Source organism: Mesorhizobium sp. WSM4904 (genome assembly GCF_029674545.1).
GTDB lineage: Bacteria > Pseudomonadota > Alphaproteobacteria > Rhizobiales > Rhizobiaceae > Mesorhizobium.
Genome location: NZ_CP121354.1, coordinates 3,699,388 through 3,715,112, shown reverse-complemented (window position 1 = coordinate 3,715,112; position 15,725 = coordinate 3,699,388). Strand labels below are relative to the sequence as shown.

At 63.0% G+C, this 15,725-nt stretch carries 14 protein-coding genes; 5 read left to right on the top strand and 9 right to left on the bottom strand.

What is annotated here, in order from left to right; translation table 11 throughout:
• The first annotated feature begins 140 nt into the window (after nt 1-140).
• Both QAZ47_RS17680 and QAZ47_RS17675 read left to right on the top strand, forming a co-directional pair.
• Complete coding sequence (locus QAZ47_RS17680) at nt 141-1,550, top strand: glycosyltransferase family 39 protein (RefSeq protein WP_278230205.1); 1,410 nt, start codon at nt 141-143, stop codon at nt 1,548-1,550.
• A gap of 15 nt (nt 1,551-1,565) precedes the next feature.
• The gene (locus QAZ47_RS17675) at nt 1,566-2,912 is read left to right on the top strand and encodes a Xaa-Pro peptidase family protein (RefSeq protein WP_278230204.1); all 1,347 of its coding nucleotides are present in this window, start codon (nt 1,566-1,568) and stop codon (nt 2,910-2,912) included.
• Here QAZ47_RS17675 and QAZ47_RS17670 read toward each other — a convergent pair.
• Complete coding sequence (locus tag QAZ47_RS17670; RefSeq protein ID WP_278230203.1) at nt 2,874-3,719, bottom strand: PhnD/SsuA/transferrin family substrate-binding protein; 846 nt, start codon at nt 3,717-3,719, stop codon at nt 2,874-2,876. The two genes, QAZ47_RS17675 and QAZ47_RS17670, sit on opposite strands and share 39 nt — an antisense overlap.
• 75 nt (nt 3,720-3,794) lie before the next feature.
• Nucleotides 3,795-4,805 carry a fatty acid desaturase gene (locus QAZ47_RS17665; RefSeq protein WP_278230202.1) on the bottom strand — a complete coding sequence of 337 codons (1,011 nt, stop codon included), beginning with the start codon at nt 4,803-4,805 and terminating at the stop codon, nt 3,795-3,797.
• A 229-nt stretch (nt 4,806-5,034) separates the two neighbouring features.
• Here QAZ47_RS17665 and QAZ47_RS17660 point away from each other — a divergent pair, with 229 nt between their 5' ends.
• Together QAZ47_RS17660 and bmt are read left to right on the top strand one after the other, a co-directional pair.
• A complete protein-coding gene (locus tag QAZ47_RS17660; protein WP_278202015.1) occupies nt 5,035-5,892 on the top strand; it encodes a helix-turn-helix transcriptional regulator in 858 nt (285 codons plus the stop codon).
• Between the two features lie 115 nt (nt 5,893-6,007).
• A complete protein-coding gene (bmt, locus tag QAZ47_RS17655; RefSeq protein ID WP_278230201.1) occupies nt 6,008-7,030 on the top strand; it encodes a betaine--homocysteine S-methyltransferase in 1,023 nt (340 codons plus the stop codon).
• Nucleotides 7,031-7,039: 9 nt separating this feature from the next.
• On the opposite strand, the gene QAZ47_RS17650 is transcribed toward bmt, so the two are convergent.
• On the bottom strand, nt 7,040-7,318 hold the full coding sequence (locus QAZ47_RS17650) for a hypothetical protein (RefSeq protein WP_278230200.1): 279 nt from the start codon (nt 7,316-7,318) through the stop codon (nt 7,040-7,042).
• A gap of 189 nt (nt 7,319-7,507) precedes the next feature.
• Complete coding sequence (locus QAZ47_RS17645) at nt 7,508-7,726, bottom strand: hypothetical protein (protein ID WP_278230199.1); 219 nt, start codon at nt 7,724-7,726, stop codon at nt 7,508-7,510.
• Nucleotides 7,727-7,895: 169 nt separating this feature from the next.
• On the opposite strand from QAZ47_RS17645, the gene QAZ47_RS17640 reads away from it, so the two are divergent.
• Nucleotides 7,896-9,356 (top strand): winged helix-turn-helix domain-containing protein, encoded by a 1,461-nt coding sequence (locus tag QAZ47_RS17640; protein ID WP_278230198.1) that lies wholly within the window; start codon nt 7,896-7,898, stop codon nt 9,354-9,356.
• A 157-nt stretch (nt 9,357-9,513) separates the two neighbouring features.
• On the opposite strand, the gene QAZ47_RS17635 is transcribed toward QAZ47_RS17640, so the two are convergent.
• From QAZ47_RS17635 to QAZ47_RS17615, 5 genes are all read right to left on the bottom strand, one after another.
• Entirely contained in the window at nt 9,514-11,652 is a 2,139-nt protein-coding gene (locus QAZ47_RS17635; protein ID WP_278230197.1) for a VWA domain-containing protein, read from the bottom strand.
• Between the two features lie 2 nt (nt 11,653-11,654).
• Nucleotides 11,655-12,218, bottom strand: coding sequence for an RNA polymerase sigma factor (locus tag QAZ47_RS17630; protein WP_278230196.1), 564 nt, complete (start codon nt 12,216-12,218; stop codon nt 11,655-11,657).
• A gap of 179 nt (nt 12,219-12,397) precedes the next feature.
• Nucleotides 12,398-13,129 carry a dienelactone hydrolase family protein gene (locus tag QAZ47_RS17625; protein ID WP_278202007.1) on the bottom strand — a complete coding sequence of 244 codons (732 nt, stop codon included), beginning with the start codon at nt 13,127-13,129 and terminating at the stop codon, nt 12,398-12,400.
• Nucleotides 13,130-13,232: 103 nt separating this feature from the next.
• The gene (locus QAZ47_RS17620; protein WP_278202006.1) at nt 13,233-13,922 is read right to left on the bottom strand and encodes a 4Fe-4S dicluster domain-containing protein; all 690 of its coding nucleotides are present in this window, start codon (nt 13,920-13,922) and stop codon (nt 13,233-13,235) included.
• Between the two features lie 89 nt (nt 13,923-14,011).
• Nucleotides 14,012-15,586 carry a trimethylamine methyltransferase family protein gene (locus tag QAZ47_RS17615; protein ID WP_278072932.1) on the bottom strand — a complete coding sequence of 525 codons (1,575 nt, stop codon included), beginning with the start codon at nt 15,584-15,586 and terminating at the stop codon, nt 14,012-14,014.
• Nucleotides 15,587-15,725: the final 139 nt, after the last annotated feature.

Here is a 15,725-nt window from a genome sequence, read left to right as displayed (position 1 = left end):
GCCACCAACGCATCAGTGAGAAGACGACCCCTTTGCGGCAGCTAGAGAAATGGACCGACTGGCTCTGCGATGAACGGGTCGGCCCATTCAGCGCCGCGATCGCGTTTGCTCTTGCATACTGTCTTGTCCAGATCGCGGTGATGACGCTCTCGTCCCACGTCGTGGGCACGGGCGTCGGCGTCGACGACGCCGAACAGTTGATGGCGATGCGCTTTCTGGCGGCCGGCTATGGCAGCTCGCAGCCGCCTTTATACACCTGGCTCGGCATCCTCACTGCATCGCTGGTCGGCACCGACATCTTCGCGCTCAAGATCGTCAAATACACCCTGCTGGCCGGTGGGTTGATCGCGTCCTTTGCAGCGGTGCGCCGCTTCGGCTACTCGAACCGCGCGGCCGCCGCGGCGATGTTCGGCCTGCTGCTTTTTCCTCAGATCGTGTGGGAGATGCAGCACGCCCTCACCCATTCGATCGCGGTTTTCTGCTTTTCGTCGCTGCTGCTTCTGGCGGTGGTCGAGCTGCAGAAACAGCGTTCGACGGCCGCCTATGTGCTGCTTGGCCTGGCGGCGGCAGCGGCAACGCTGTCGAAATACAATGTCGTGATCTTTCTCGCCGCGCTGTTCCTTGCGGCGCTGTCGCTTCGCGAGACACGTGAGGCGATCTTCGATCGCCGTTTCCTGATCAGCGTGGTTGTGGCGATCCTTGCCTGCCTGCCGACATTCTACTGGAGCCTCACGCATCTGGGAGACCTGCTGGCGCACGGCGGGAGCTTCGATGGCGTTGAGGGCGGCCGCGTGGCGAAAACGGCATCTCTCGGCATTCTTGGCCTTGGCAACGCGATACTCAACTTCGCCGGACTTCCGATCGCAGTCTTTGCCCTCGCCTTCTTCCTGGCACGCAAGGAATCCACGCCACCGCCCCTGGCGGCATCGTGGCCCGAAAAGTTGGTCTGGCGGGCGATTGCCCTCGCCTTGTTGCTCACGCTCGTCGTGGTTCTTGTTGGCGGCGTGACGCAATTTCGCGATCGCTGGATGCTCCCTGTTTTTGTTCTGCTGCCTGTCGCTCTTGCCATGCGGCTCGACGCCATGGGAGACAGGGGCCGGAAGACGCAAGGCACGATCGTCTTCGTCGGCGCCGTCCTTGCCATTCTGGCGTTGCCGGCAAGCTGGTACATGCATCTGAACGGCGGCGACAACCGCGGCCGTATCGTGCGGATGGATTATCGTTCGCTTTACGACCAGATCACCGCCGACGGACCGGTAGGCACAGTGGTCTCAAGCTGGTTCTGGGTCGGCAATCTGCGGCTGGTCGATCCGGATCTTGTCGTACTCGACGACGAGATACCTGACTTCAGCCAGTCGATCCGCGAGCCGGCGGTGCTCGTCCTGGCTGATGACAGGGAGCCCGTCGGGGTCATCTTCGACAGGATCGCCAAGGCGGGCTACGTGATGGACACCATCCATCGGCGCATCGAGGTGCCGCAGCTGCTCGGAGGCACGCCGCGAACCCGTCAGGTGACGATCACCAGGCTTCACAAGATCGCGGTGCAATAGGCGCAGGGGGACCACATGGACAAATTTCGCTTCGGCCGCCACCGCAAGATCATGCCGTTCGAACCGGGCTCCGTCGAAGCGCTGCGCGAGGCTTCCCGCGAGAAGGCTGCCGCGCTCAACCAGCACGTCCTGGGCTATGGCGCACAGGCCGAAGCCGAATGGGCGGCCGCAGGCATTGCCGTTCCCGACCTGCCGGCGATGCGAGAATACCGGCTCGAGCGCATCCGCGCCGAGCTCAGGCGTCGCGACTATGCCGGCGCCCTGCTCTACGACCCGGTCAACATCCGCTACGCGACCGATACGACCAACATGCAGCTTTGGGTCGCGCACAACCCGACCCGCCACTGTTTCGTCGCCACCGAAGGCCCGGTGGTGCTGTTCGACTATTTCTCCTGTGAGCACTTGTCGGATCACGCCGGGGTCGTCGACGAGGTGCGACCGGCTGTGTCGTGGATGTATCTTTATAGCGGCGAGCTGACCCACAAGAAGGTTCGCCGCTGGGGAGCCGGCATCGCCGAACTCCTTGCCGAGCACGGCGGCGGCAATCGCCGCATCGCCGTCGACCACATCAACCCCGACGGCGTCGACGAGCTTGCCCGCCGCGGCATCACGGTCGGCAACGGGGAGGCTGTGATGGAGAACGCGCGCCTGATCAAGTCGCCCGACGAAATCCTTGCCATGCGCCGAGCGATCGTCGCCTGCGAGGCGGCAATGGGCGAGATGGAAGCGGCGCTGAAGCCGGGCATTTCCGAGAACGAGTTGTGGGCGGAGCTCCATCGCGGCAACATCGCGCGCGGCGGTGAATGGATCGAGACCCGGCTGCTGTCGTCCGGGCCGCGCACCAATCCCTGGTTCCAGGAATGCTCGTCGCGCGTGATCGAGGACGGCGACCTCGTCGCCTTCGACACCGACCTCATCGGCCCCTATGGATTTTGCGCCGATCTTTCGCGCACTTGGCTCTGTGGCGACGGGAGGCCATCGAACGAGCAGCGAGACCTGTTCCGCATCGCCGCCGACCAGATTGCGCACAACACTAGCCTATTGCGGCCAGGCATCTCGTTTCGCGACCTCGTCAAGCGTTCGGCGGTGCCGCCCGGAGACTCCTTCCCGACGCGCTACGGCGTGCTCTACCACGGCGTCGGCCTGGCGGACGAATATCCAACCTTGCCGCATGCCGTTGACTGGACGGACGACACGCCTGACGGCGTGCTCGAACCCGGCATGGCGCTTTGCGTGGAAAGCTACATCGGCAGGATGGGTGGACGCGAGGGCGTGAAGATCGAGGAGCAGATCCTGATCACCGAAACCGGCAATGAAAAGCTCTCAGCCTATCCGCTCGACGAAAGGCTGCTTGGCGACTGAACCTTCCAGGCCAAGCTCGGCGATGACTTCGCGCATGGATGCGACGACATTGGCCGACGTAATCCTCGCGGTGATGAACGGCAGGCCCTTGCGCCTTGCCGTCCAACCGACGACCTTGACATGCTTCGCCGCCGGCTCGAAACGCTGCGCCAACGCCCAGCTCTGGCAGTCGATTGCAGCGACGTCGGCCCTGCCCTCGGCGATGGCGACGATCGACGACCGGTGGCCGCCGCTTTCGCTGCGCGAGGCGAAAATGTCTAGAGTTTCGCCGATCGCCTCCAGGTCATGCGTCAGCCCCAGCAGCCCGGACATGGAATCCGGATTGTTGAAGATGAAGCGCTTGCCGCGGACGAGATCGAGCGGGATGACGGCCTTGCCATCCTCGGGCGAGGTGACCGACGGCCCGCCATCGGCCAGCATCACCAGCGCGCTGGAATAGAGCTCGCCCTGCCCGCCTTCGAACTCGTCATAGCTTGGCTGGGCAATCACCTGCACATGCGCGGCCAGGCCGAGTCCCATCGGTCCCCAGCAGGTTTGCCCGAAGAGCAGCGCAGGGCTCAGCCAAAGCTGGTGAAAATCGAACTCGTCCGGGGGCAATGTCGCCGGGTCGGGCGCGATCAGTCTTCCGGCATCGTCGCGGATACCGTCTGGCACCGGCGGCAAATCGCGATTGCTGCGCGCCATCTTCTTCGGCGCATCGATACCCCTCTGCCGGAAAGCGTCGCGCAGCTGCGCCCATTGCGCGTCGACCTCGCCATGCACCTCGGGCCAGTCATACATCGGCAAGGCCGCAACCAACTTGCTCATGACGAATAGCTTTCAATGACAGGCACCCATCGGCGCCTGCGTTCCGCGAGAAAAAGCCGTCGCGGAAAGTCGAAATTACTCTTTGGGCGGCTCGGCCGGCACTGGAGCCGTTCCAAGTCCATTCACATTACGCGCCCTGATGCGCGGCTTGAAGGCGCGGCCGGGCTCCGGCGCACGGCGCAGCACCGGGTGCACCACCGGCTCCTTGGCCTTGAAGGCGAAGGATTTGATCAGCGCGAAATAACTCGGATAGACATATCCGTTGTTCATCCGCAGCCACTCTTCGCGGCGATCGCGAAACATCTTCGGCAGCTTGTACCAAGCGACCGTCGGGCTCTTGTGATGCACGAAATGCAGGTTGTTGTTGAGGAACAGGAACGACAGCGGCGACCGCTCGACGATGATCGTGCGCCCCTCCGGATGTTCCGACCACTGGTGCTCGGCATAGGTGCGCACCGAGATCAGCGACTGGCCGAACCACACCGGCACCAGTATGTAGAGCCAGAGCGGGATGCCGAAGGCCAACGTCACGATCGGCACAACCACGACAAGGCCGACGGCATGCAGCAGCCAGGCGTTGCGGATCGTCTTGTCGCCGGCGGCAATCTGCCTGGCGTCGTCGATGAAGAAGCCGATCGACGACAGCCACGGGCCGAGAATGAAGCGGCCGACCATGGTGTTGTTGATCTTGAGCAGGAACTTCATCGCCGGCGGCAGTTCCTCATGCATCCAGAGCGCCTGGTAATAGCTTTCCGGATCGTCCAGCGGATCGGTCAGCCGCTCGTCGGCATGATGGCGAAGGTGGATCGTTTTGAAGCGGCGGAACGGCCAGACGAAGCCGATCGGCAGGAAGACGAAGGCTTCGTTGATCCTGGCGTTGCGGGTCGGGTGGCCATGCGAAACTTCGTGCATGAGCGAGGACTGCAGGGCCAGTATCACGGCCAGGACGGCGAGCGCCAGCAGCGGATAGGAAGGCCAAAGCAGGAAACCCGTGGCGAGCCACGCGCCGTAACAGAAGAGTGCGAGGAATACGGTCGGCCATTCCACGGCCGGTTTGGTGCTACGTCTCTTGCTTATGCCAGTCATGCTATCGACCACTGCCTTCCAGTCGCCGGAACCAGTTTGATTCCTGACAACATTGTGTCAGGAGGCTTTCGTTGTCGCAACGCGACAAAGCGCACAAACTGTTGCGATTGCGCATTTTTGGCCGCAGATGTTATAGATTGTAAACAAATTCGGAGATTCATTTGCGCCTTCGCAGCAGCCGAATGCTGTGCTGGCGCAAATTTTTCCTCCCTCAGGCAGGAGCTGCGGCATGGACAAGCGTGATCTGTCGACGATCTTCCGGGAGCGTTTGAAATTGCTCTTGACACGCTCCGACTTGAATCAGTCCGCCTTCGCGACGGCTGTCGGCATCGACCGTTCGGCGCTGTCGCAACTGCTGTCAGGCGCCTCGACCCGCCTGCCTCGCGCCGAGACGCTCCTCAACATCGCCGCCGAGTTCAAGGTGTCGCTCGACTGGCTGCTGGGCTTGAGCCAGGACGAAGGCGTCACCGGCGAAATAAGAGAAAGCCTGGAGATCGAAGAGGCGCCGGACGGCTTCGACCGCACGCTGCTTGCCAAATGGCATGCCGAGGCGGCCGGCACGAAGATCCGCTACGTCCCGGCGGGCATTCCGGATCTCTTACGCACCGAGGCGCTGGTCGAGTACGAGGCGGGCATCGCCAATAAGAGCCGCGAGGCGCAGGCGGGCGAAACACAGTACCGCATCGACTACAACAGGCGGCCCGAGACCGACATGGAAGTCTGCATGCCGCGCCACACGCTGGAGATCTTCGCGCGCGGTCTCGGCATATGGGACCGTTTTCCGGAAGCCGAGCGTCGCAGGCAATTGCTGCACATGGCAACGCTCCTCGACGACCTTTACCCGACCTTCCGGCTGTTCCTCTACGACGGCCGCATGCGCTATTCGATCCCCTACACGATCTTCGGTCCCTATCGCGCCGCGATCTATGTCGGCGACATGTATCTGGTGTTGAACGCCACCCAGCCGGTCCGCACCCTGACCAGCCATTTCGACAATCTGATCCGCGCCGCCGACATCAACGCGCATGAGGCGGCGAGCTTCACGCAGAGGCTGGCCGGTATGTCCTTCCCCTCGGGCTCTGTCTGAACGCTGCCATCGCGAAGGTGGCCGCAAGGATGCTGTCGCGACCTGCAAATTCATTGACTAGATATAAAGACTTCTTTATATCGTTATCCGAATTCAGGATACGAAAGCCAAAGCCATGACCGCGACCAATCCGATCGACGCACTGATTGCCGAAAAGGGCGTGCTTTTGGCCGACGGCGCCACCGGCACCAATTTGTTCGCGATGGGACTCGAGGCCGGCGAAGCGCCCGAGCTGCTCAACGAGACCTCGCCCGAAACCATCGCCACACTCCACCAGAATTTCGTCGACGCCGGTGCCGACATCATCCTGACCAATTCCTTCGGCGGCACCCGTCACCGGCTGAAGCTGCATCATGCCCAGGACCGGGTTGGCGAATTGAACAAGCGCGCCGCCGAAATCGCCCGCTCGGTCGCCGACAAGGCCGGCCGCAAGGTGATCGTCGCCGGTTCCGTCGGCCCGACCGGCGAGCTGCTGATGCCGCTCGGCGCCATGACCTATGAGGACGCGGTCGATGCGTTTGCCGAGCAGATCGAGGGTCTCAAGGCCGGCGGCGCCGAAGTCGCCTGGATCGAGACCATGTCGGCGCCGGACGAGATCCGCGCCGCGGCCGAAGCGGCGATCCGCGTCGGCCTGCCCTATACCTACACCGGCTCCTTCGACACGGCCGGCCGCACCATGATGGGGCTATTGCCGAAGGACATCCACGGCGTTGCCGATGGGCTGTCTCAGGCTCCGCTCGGCGTCGGTGCCAATTGCGGTGTCGGCGCGGCCGACATCCTGGCCTCGCTGCTCGACATGACCGACGCCAAGCCGGAGGCCACCGTGATCGTCAAGGGCAATTGCGGCATTCCGGAATTCCGCGGCAGCGAGATCCACTATTCCGGCACGCCCGAGCTGATGGCCGATTATGTCCGGCTGGCGGTCGATGCCGGCGCGAAAATCGTTGGCGGCTGCTGCGGCACCTCGTTCGCTCACCTCGCCGCGATGCGCAAGGCGCTCGACGGTCACACCAAGTCCGTGCGCCCGACCGTCGAGACCATCGTCGAGCGCATCGGTCCGATGCGCAACAAGATCGCCTCGGCCGGTTCGGCCGAGGCTGGCGAAGGCCGTCGCGAACGCCGGCGCAGCCGCGCCTGACGCTCCTTTCTATTTGCTGTTTTCGTCGTAGCGCGACAGCGCCGTATTGAGGTCGGTACCGACGGTGTTGTTGCTGTCGGCGCTCATCGTCATCAACGTGCCGGATGCGCGCGGGTCGCTGATCTGCTCCAGCATCACGCGGAAGCGGTCGTTGTTCAGCGCGGAGAGCGCCGTGTTGCGGGCAGCATCGACATCGTTCCTGATACGCGCGGATTCAGCCGATGGAGCGGATGGCGCTCGCGCCTGAAGATTGCCCGCAGTCGACGACACGTTCCCGGTGATATGCAATTCCAGCCCCTCAAAGTCCTCTATCAGTTTCGACTAACAGAAGGTCATTGCGACGAGGTTCCGGAAAAGCCACGCAATTTAACGATCGGCGAGGCCGGCAGGTCTGCCCTGTCGCGAATGGCCCAAGCCATATATCCCGCGCTGACCGGAAGCTCCCGCTGAACCACCACTCGGTGAGGACCTTGCAGGTCACCAGGCGGGATCTCGGCCTTCGAGATCGTCGTCCGGGGCGGCCGGCGCCTGGCGGCGAACACTGGCGTAGGAGTCCACGTAGGCCATTTTGAGCGCATCGCCCATCAAGCTGGACATGGCATTGAGCGATACGCCGATTGCGAGCCTTGGAAAGACCAGCCGCGGCAGATTGAGGCGTCGGCGGGCAGTCGGGGCGGTGGTGGGGATGTCAGCCATGGTGTCCTCCCGCAATGGTGAGAATGACACCGCTTCCCGCTCAGGTCCTTGGCGCGGACCTGAAGAGTCCTGAACAGCCCTGAAGTTCGCCTTCAGGGTCATCTTCGACTATCCTGGCCGCGAGGGGACGGGTTCTTGGCCAATGGACTTGGAATTTGGGAACTATCGTTTGAAGCGCGCCGAACGGCGGTTGCTGGGGCCAAATGGGCCGGTTGAGCTTTCGGCCCGCTCCTTCGACATCCTCGCCATGCTGCTCGATAAGCCGGATGAAGTGATCGGCAAGACCGAACTTTTCGCTACGGTCTGGCCGGGCCTTGTGGTGGAGGAGAACACGCTGCAGGTCCACATTTCGGCGCTTCGAAAGCTGCTGCCTGCCGAGATGATCGTGACCGTGCATGGGCGCGGTTATAAATATGCCGGTCCCAAGCCCTGCCTAGCTCTGGCAGAGGCTACGGCGCCGTCCAGACCGTCCATCGCCGTACTTCCCTTCGACAACCTGAGCGGCGACCCGGAGCAAGACTATTTCAGCGACGGAATTACCGAAGACATCATCGCTGAGCTCGGCAAGTTCAAGGAGTTCCTGGTTACTGCACGGAACTCCTCCCGTCAGTTCCGCGGCAAGGCGAATGATCTGGCGGAGGTGGCAAGGAAACTTGGCGTCCAGTACGTTGTCGAAGGCAGCGTGCGCAAGATCAACAACCGGGTACGGATCACCGTACAGCTGACCGATGCGCCCGCGATGGCTCATGTCTGGGGCGAGCACTACGACCGGGAACTCGACGACATTTTCGCCATCCAGGACGAAATCACCCGGATGATCGCAGCCCGTCTGGCCCGCCAGGCCAGAACCGCGATTGCGTCGCGCGCCAGGGCCAGGCCGACCAACAATATGTCGGCCTATGAGTTCTACCTGCGGGCGCTGCAACTCGCGGCCGTCTATGAAACCGTGCTTGAAGCAGAACCCTTTCTGCGCCAGGCGGTGAAGCTCGATCCGCAGTTTGCCGCCGCCCACGCCATGCTGAGCTTTGTGGAGTCCATCAAATACTATTGGGACTACAACAATCCCGGTCATTTGCATTCCGGACTGGAGATCGCCAGAACAGCATTGGACCTTGATCCCGACGAAGCCTATGGGCATCTCGCCACCGGCTTCGCTCACTTGTACCTGCGCCAATTCAAGCAGGCTGAATTCAGCCTTGACCGGGCGGTTGCGCTCAATCCGAACGACCCATTCATTCTCAGTATCCGCGCTATTTTCCTCAATCATACGAACAGGCCGGAGCAAGGGCTTGATGAAATAACCGAAGCCCAGCGCCGCGACCCATACGCCGTGGGATGGTATGACGACTTCCGTGGCGTCCTGCTGACGACGGCCGGGCGATATCGCGAGGCGGCGGCCTGCTACGCGAAAATGGCGACTGTAACACCGTGGTCGCTCATTCGTCTTATCATCTGCCATTCCGAACTCGGCGAAATCAGGCAAGCGCAAGACGTCCTGGCAAAGGTAAAGGCGCATTATCGCGGACTAAGCCTGGACGACATCGTAGATACGGAAGTGGACTTCTATGAGGATCCCGACGTATGCAACCGTTATCGCGCAATCCTGCGGCGCGTCGACGAAGAGCAATAGGATTCGCCGGGCTGCGACCAGTTACGTGCAATAGCTGCCCATCGAGGCATCGATACCTGCCTGCGTTTCGTTGCGTCATTCAACTGCGCTGCAGAATTTTGTTCGCCATAGGTGGAGGGCGGACATTGGCAAGCCGTCCGCCCGCAAATCTATCGATTCACGGCCTGGTTCCCAGTGACGAGGCCAGTCGCACCAGCGACAGGAATTCGGCTCTGTAGCCGAACGGATCGGCGCCTCTGGCCGCGTTGGCGATCTCCAGGATGCGGTCGTAGCCGAAATTCGCCGCCTGATCCTCGTCGCGGAGCTTCTGCCCGAAGGCGGCGACCGCGACCGAAAATCGCTGGTCGGCTCCCGCCTCGTTGAAGGACGACACCTCGTTGGCGGCGGTCACCGGCGTGGTGATCAGCTTGGAGACGTCCTCGCTCGGCAGCTTGTAGCGGATCTTGACGAACGCATATTCGTCCGTATTGGCGACCCCGCCATTGTCGACCTTCGCCTCGCCGTAGCGCAGAGGATCGACCTGCTCGGCGCCGCTGCCCTTGGGCGTGATTTCATAGATCGCCGTCACCGAATGGCCGGAGCCGATGTCTCCGGCATCGACGCGGTCGTTGTTGAAATCCTCGCGCTTCAACGCGCGGGTCTCATAACCGACAAGGCGATATTCCGAGACCTTGGCCGGGTTGAACTCGACCTGGATCTTGACGTCCTTGGCGATGGTGAACAGCGTCGAGGATGCGTCCTCGACCAGCACCTTCTCGGCCTCGGCAAGCGTGTCGATATAGGCCGCCGTGCCATTGCCGTTCTGGGCGATGGTCTGCATCATCTGGTCGTTGAGATTGCCGCGGCCGAAGCCGAACACCGAGAGGAACACGCCGGTCTTGCGCTCCTTCTCGATCAGCTGCTTGAGATCGTCGTCATCGGTCTGGCCGACATTGAAATCGCCGTCCGTGGCGAGCATCACGCGGTTGACGCCGTCCTTGACGAAGGACTGCTGCGCAAGCTTGTAGGCCTCCTTGATGCCCGCCTCGCCGGCCGTCGATCCGCCGGGCTCGAGATTGTCGATGGCCGCAAGGACCTTCTGCTTCTCCGCCGCCTTGGTCGGCATCAGCACCGTGCCGGCATTGCCGGCATAGGTGACGATGGAGACGGTGTCGTCGGGCTTCAGCTTGCTGACCAGCAGCCGGAAGGCGGACTTCAGCAGCGGCAGCTTGTCCGGCTCGTCCATAGAGCCCGACACGTCGATTAGGAACACCAGATTGGCCTTGGGCTGCTCGGCCGGCTTCACGTCAAAGCCCTTGATGGCGACATGCATCAGCTTGGTGCGCTGGTTCCAGGGCGTCGGCATGACGGTGACGGTCGAGTTGAACGGCGTCGAAGCTGAATCCGGACCCTTCCAGTCATAGGGGAAGTAGTTGATCATCTCCTCTACGCGGACAGTGTCCGGGTCGGGCAGAATACCTTCCTTCAGCGAACGCCGGACGAAGGAATAGGAGGCGGTGTCGACATTGATCGAGAAGGTCGAGACCGGATCCTGGGCGGTTGCGTGCACCGGATTGGTCTTGAAGGTCTCGATGCGGTCGCGGTTTTCCTCCTGCGGCTGCAACTGGTCGGCCGGCATGGGCGAAGGCTGCACCATCAGCTTGGAATCGGCGACCGTGCCGGCAGGCATCTCGGCAGACCGCATGGTGGCTGCGGGTGCTTGCGCATTGGCGCGTCCGCCGGCTGCAAGCTGGCCGCTCTCCGCCGGCGCGGGCGGTGGTGCTGGCATAGCTTCCGGCGCCGCCTCCTGCTTGAGCAGGCTGTCCACCTCGGTTGCCGGCTTCGGCGCCGCCGGCGCGATCTGCGCCTCATCCTTGACGCGATCCTCGCTATCGCCGTCGGTCTTCTTCTTGGCGGGCGCGGCCGCCAGCGGTTCGTTGGTCGCCAGCCCATTGCTCGCAGGCTTCTGCGCCACCGGCTTGTCGGCCACTGTCTCGGTCACCTTGCCTTCGTTGCCGCCGATGACTGGCGGCTGCTCCTTCAACATCTCAAAAGCGACATATCCGGCGATAGGCAGCGCGACCAGCGCGGTGATGGCCGGCGTGGCAATGAGTTTCCGTTGCATGATCTCTCTCCAGAGCGTTCTTGCTCGCTCCGTGAGACGAAGACCTGCCGGCGTTCCTTGGGGGACGGTCGAAATATTTTCTTGGCCGTCGAAGGCGTGCATCGCCGCGGCTAAGGTACGCGCTTTCGCTTCGACATCAGGCGCCGGAACTGCCAGATCGCGCAGCCTGTCGAGTTCGTTGTCATCGACCATGGTCACACTTCCCCGGCTGAACGCATCAGCACCTTCAGCCGTTTCTTCGCTTCATGGATGTGCCAGGAAACCGTCGCCTCCGAGATCGCCATCACGTCCGCCGCCGCAGCGTGGGTGATGCCCTCGCCATAGACGAGCAGAACCGCATCGCGCTGCTTATCGGGCAGCATGCGTACCGCTGCCCACAGCGCCTCGATCGGGTCCTGGCTTTCCGCCGAGTCCTCCCCCGCAATCAGCGCATAGGTGCCAAAGGCTTCTGTCTTGGCGGCGTCGCGGGCGCGCTTGCGCATCATGTCGCGCGACGCGTTCAGCGTCATGGCGTAGAGCCATGTCGTGAAGGCGCCGTTGCCCTGATAGTCGCGGATCGCCCGGCCGAGCCGCACGCAGACATCCTGGGCGATGTCCTCGGCGTCGGCCTTCCGGCCGCACCAACGATAGGCGGCGCGATAGACGAAGCCGTAGTGCCTTTCGAGCAGTTTGCCGAAAGCCCCCCTGTCTCCGCCCTTCGCCCGCCCGATCAATTCGGCATCGGAGGCTTCGCTGTCGTCCAGCATCATCGCCGTCATTTGCCTGTTGGACGAAGGCTAATGGCCAATCCTTGGGGCGATGGAAAGATTTTTTTGCGAAGGCATAACTTCCTTCCCGCCAATCAGGGGGAGAAGGTGTCCGGAGGACGGATGAGGGGCAGGGCGAACATCCGAAGGTTCGCGCCAAGCGCGCCATCTTCGCAATCTGAAGGCGAAGCCTATCCGAGTGTTTCACCAAAGAACGTGGTCAGTCGCTTCCAGTGCCGCTCGGCGCCGGCTTTGTCGAAGACGCCATGGTCCGGTACGCACCAGCCATGCGCCATACCGACATAGTTCTCGATCACGTGGTCGACCTCCGCCACGCGCAAGGCCTCGGCCAGCCGCGCCGACTGCTCCGGCGGAAAGCTGCCGTCGACGCCGGCGACGCCGATATAGACGCGCGCCTTGATCGACGCCGCTTTGAGGTGCGGACTGTCGGGCGCGTCGCTTGCCAGATTGCCGCCATGGAAGCTGGCTGCGGCGGCTATGCGGCCACGATAAGCCGCCGCAGCGTTCAACGCCCGCGCGCCGCCCATGCAATAGCCGACGACGCCGACAGGTCCGGCAAAGCCTTCGGCCGCCAGAGCATCGAGGAAGGCCTCGCCGTCACTGGTCGTCATGTCCTGCGTCGTCGCACTTCTCAACGCCGTCAGTTCAGCCTTCGTCCTTTCCTCGCCAAAAGCGGTCTTGGGATCGAACGGTCCGTAGGGCGCACTGCGGTAGAACAAGTCGGGCACCAGCACGCCATAGCCGTGCCCCGCCAGGCGTTCGGCCATCTCGTCGAGAGCAGGGCGCGGACCGAAAATATCCATGTAGAGGACGACGCCGGCTCTGGCCGTGGCAGCCGGTCGGAAAAGCCGGGCCTTTGCCTTGCCGTCCTCGGTTTCGATCTCGATGTCTTTTCGGGCCATGATGCTCTCCGTCGACGGTCGCGGGATGGATATCCGGCTGGAGCGCTCCGGCAAGACAATCCCGGAGCCCGCCGTTCAAGATTTCGTGCTGGCGGCTTTGATCCTAAAGGCGCGCAAACGCTGCCATGTGAAAGGCCTGAACCTCCGGCGGATAGCGATAGTCCGTGCCGTAGGGACATGCTTTGCGGTCCAGGCAGCCGCCGGTGCGGCAAGGCTCGCCGCTGGGACCACGCACATGGCCGAGACAGGCATCATGGGCAAAACCCTGCTCGGAATAGGCATCGACCGGACAGGATTTCATGCAGGGTTTTTCGAGGCATGTGTCGCAAAGATGAATCGATTCGTGAGGCTCGGGGAGGAAAACCTCCTCCTCGAACAGCAGCGCGCCGCGGTAGGCATGCCAGAGCCCGTATTTGGGATGCATGAGGATGCCGAGCGGCGACGGCCTCAGCCCTTCGGCCCGCATCGCCCATTGCTGGAATGGCAGATAGGGCCGATCGGAGGGCGACACGGCGCGGGCGGCGAACTGTTGCGCGACCCTGCCGATCACTTCGCGCGACCACGTGTCGAGCGGATCGGCGATGGGTTGCGATTGCCCCTCGAGCCAGCGCTGGAAATGCGGCCAGGGTGCGGCGCCCGCCTGTCCGACCAGGAGGGCGGACTTTGCGGGCGCACCCGAAAGCCCGGCAGGCGCGGCTTCGTCGCTTGCGAAGTGGAAGCCGCCGCGAGGGATCAGGCCATGGGCGGCAAGCGCGGCCGCGACCCCTTCAATCGTGCCGCGCGAAAGAATCATCCCTTCCGGTCCGGGTCGGAGAACGCGCTCCGCCAGACTTCCTTGTGGATGATGTTGGCGACTTTAGCCCGGCCTGACTCGGGCTCCTTTCAAGTGAAGGCGTCGGCCATCGAGGCTTTCTTCTTGGCGATGAAGTCTTTCAGCGCCTCGTCGATCGCCGGATCGAGATGCGGAGCCTCGTAGCTTTCCAGCCAGCGGCGGGCGAGCTCGTTGGCGCGCTGCGGCGCCGTCTTCTCGCCTTCGGCCAGCCACTGCTCGTAGGAATTGTTGTCGGCGATGTTGGACCGGTAGAAGGCGGTCTGGAAATTCGCCTGCGTGTGGTCACAGCCGAGGTAGTGGCTGCCTGGACCGACTTGGCGGATGGCATCCATCGCCTGACCATTCTCCGACAGGTCGACGCCTTCGGAGAATTTTTGGGTCATGCCGAGCTGGTCGATGTCCATCATGAATTTTTCGTAGCAGGAGGCCAAACCGCCCTCGAGCCAGCCTGCCGAATGCAGCACGAAATTGGTGCCGGCAAGGATCGTCGAGTTCAGTGTGTTGGCGCTCTCATACGCCGCCTGCGCATCCGGGATCTTCGAGGCGCAGAGCGAGCCGCCGGTGCGGAACGGCAGGCCGAGCCGGCGGGCGAGCTGCGCCGCGCCGTAGGAGACCAGCGACGGCTCCGGCGTACCGAAGGTCGGCGCGCCGGACTGCATCGAGATCGACGAGGCGAACGTGCCGAACAGCACCGGCGCGCCGGGCCTGATCAGCTGCGTGAATGAGGCGCCCGCCAGCACCTCGGCCAGGATCTGCGTCAGCGTTCCGGCGACCGTCACCGGGCTCATGGCGCCGGCCAGGATGAAGGGCGTGACGATGCAGGCCTGGTTATGGCGCGAATAGACCTTCAGCGCGCCGAGCATCGTCTCGTCGAACACCATCGGCGAGTTGGCGTTGATCAGGCTAGTCAGCACGGTGTTGTTCTCGACGAAGTCGTCGCCGAACACGATCTTGGCCATCGCCACCGTGTCCTCGGCGCGTTCCGGCGCGGTCACCGAGCCCATGAACGGTTTGTCCGAGTAGCGGATGTGGCTGTAGACCATATCCAGGTGTCGCTTGTTGACCGGCACGTCAACCGGCTCGCACACCGTGCCGCCCGAGTGATGGATCGACGGCGCCATATAGGCGAGCTTCACGAAATTCTGGAAATCCTCGAGTGTGGCGTAACGGCGATTGCCGTCGAGGTCACGCACGAAGGGCGGGCCGTAGACCGGCGCGAACACAGTCGCCTTGCCGCCGATTTGCACCGAGCGCTCGGGGTTGCGCGCATGCTGGGTGTAGATCGAGGGCGCGGTCTTCAAGAGCGAGCGGCAGAGCCCCTTGGGGAAATGCACGCGCTCGCCCTTCACGTCGGCGCCGGCCTCTTTCCACAGTGCGAGCGCCTCGGCGTCGTCGCGGAAGATGATGCCGATTTCTTCCAGCACGGTGTCGGTGTTCTTCTCGATCAGCGCCAGGCCTTCCTCGTCGAGGACCTCGTAGACGTTGATCTTGCGCTTGATATAAGTGAGCTGGGTGCCCGGGCCGCCGCCGGCGCGTGCCGCGCGTCTGGCCGCCGCGCCGCCGCTGGCGCCGCGTCCGCGTCTTCCGCCCGACGCTTCCTGCTCGACTGACGCGTTATCGCTCATGATCGTCCATCCTAGATTTGACCTGAATTGGCTCGCGGCCGGTTTGTCGCCGCTTCTTGCCGGATCGTAGCCATGCACCCTACTGGAAACGGCCCGCCAGCGCCAACGCCTGTCGCAAAATCGACAAGAAAAGCGCCAA

What these genes read in the sequence shown, in the direction of transcription:
- QAZ47_RS17680 (WP_278230205.1), top strand. Translation starts at nt 141, where the DNA reads ATGACGCTCTCGTCCCACGTCGTGGGCACGGGCGTCGGCGTCGACGAC.
- QAZ47_RS17675 (WP_278230204.1), top strand. Translation starts at nt 1,566, where the DNA reads ATGGACAAATTTCGCTTCGGCCGCCACCGCAAGATCATGCCGTTCGAA.
- QAZ47_RS17670 (WP_278230203.1), bottom strand. Translation starts at nt 3,719, where the DNA reads ATGAGCAAGTTGGTTGCGGCCTTGCCGATGTATGACTGGCCCGAGGTG.
- QAZ47_RS17665 (WP_278230202.1), bottom strand. Translation starts at nt 4,805, where the DNA reads ATGACTGGCATAAGCAAGAGACGTAGCACCAAACCGGCCGTGGAATGG.
- QAZ47_RS17660 (WP_278202015.1), top strand. Translation starts at nt 5,035, where the DNA reads ATGGACAAGCGTGATCTGTCGACGATCTTCCGGGAGCGTTTGAAATTG.
- bmt (WP_278230201.1), top strand. Translation starts at nt 6,008, where the DNA reads ATGACCGCGACCAATCCGATCGACGCACTGATTGCCGAAAAGGGCGTG.
- QAZ47_RS17645 (WP_278230199.1), bottom strand. Translation starts at nt 7,726, where the DNA reads ATGGCTGACATCCCCACCACCGCCCCGACTGCCCGCCGACGCCTCAAT.
- QAZ47_RS17635 (WP_278230197.1), bottom strand. Translation starts at nt 11,652, where the DNA reads ATGGTCGATGACAACGAACTCGACAGGCTGCGCGATCTGGCAGTTCCG.
- QAZ47_RS17630 (WP_278230196.1), bottom strand. Translation starts at nt 12,218, where the DNA reads ATGACGGCGATGATGCTGGACGACAGCGAAGCCTCCGATGCCGAATTG.
- QAZ47_RS17625 (WP_278202007.1), bottom strand. Translation starts at nt 13,129, where the DNA reads ATGGCCCGAAAAGACATCGAGATCGAAACCGAGGACGGCAAGGCAAAG.
- QAZ47_RS17620 (WP_278202006.1), bottom strand. Translation starts at nt 13,922, where the DNA reads ATGATTCTTTCGCGCGGCACGATTGAAGGGGTCGCGGCCGCGCTTGCC.
- QAZ47_RS17615 (WP_278072932.1), bottom strand. Translation starts at nt 15,586, where the DNA reads ATGAGCGATAACGCGTCAGTCGAGCAGGAAGCGTCGGGCGGAAGACGC.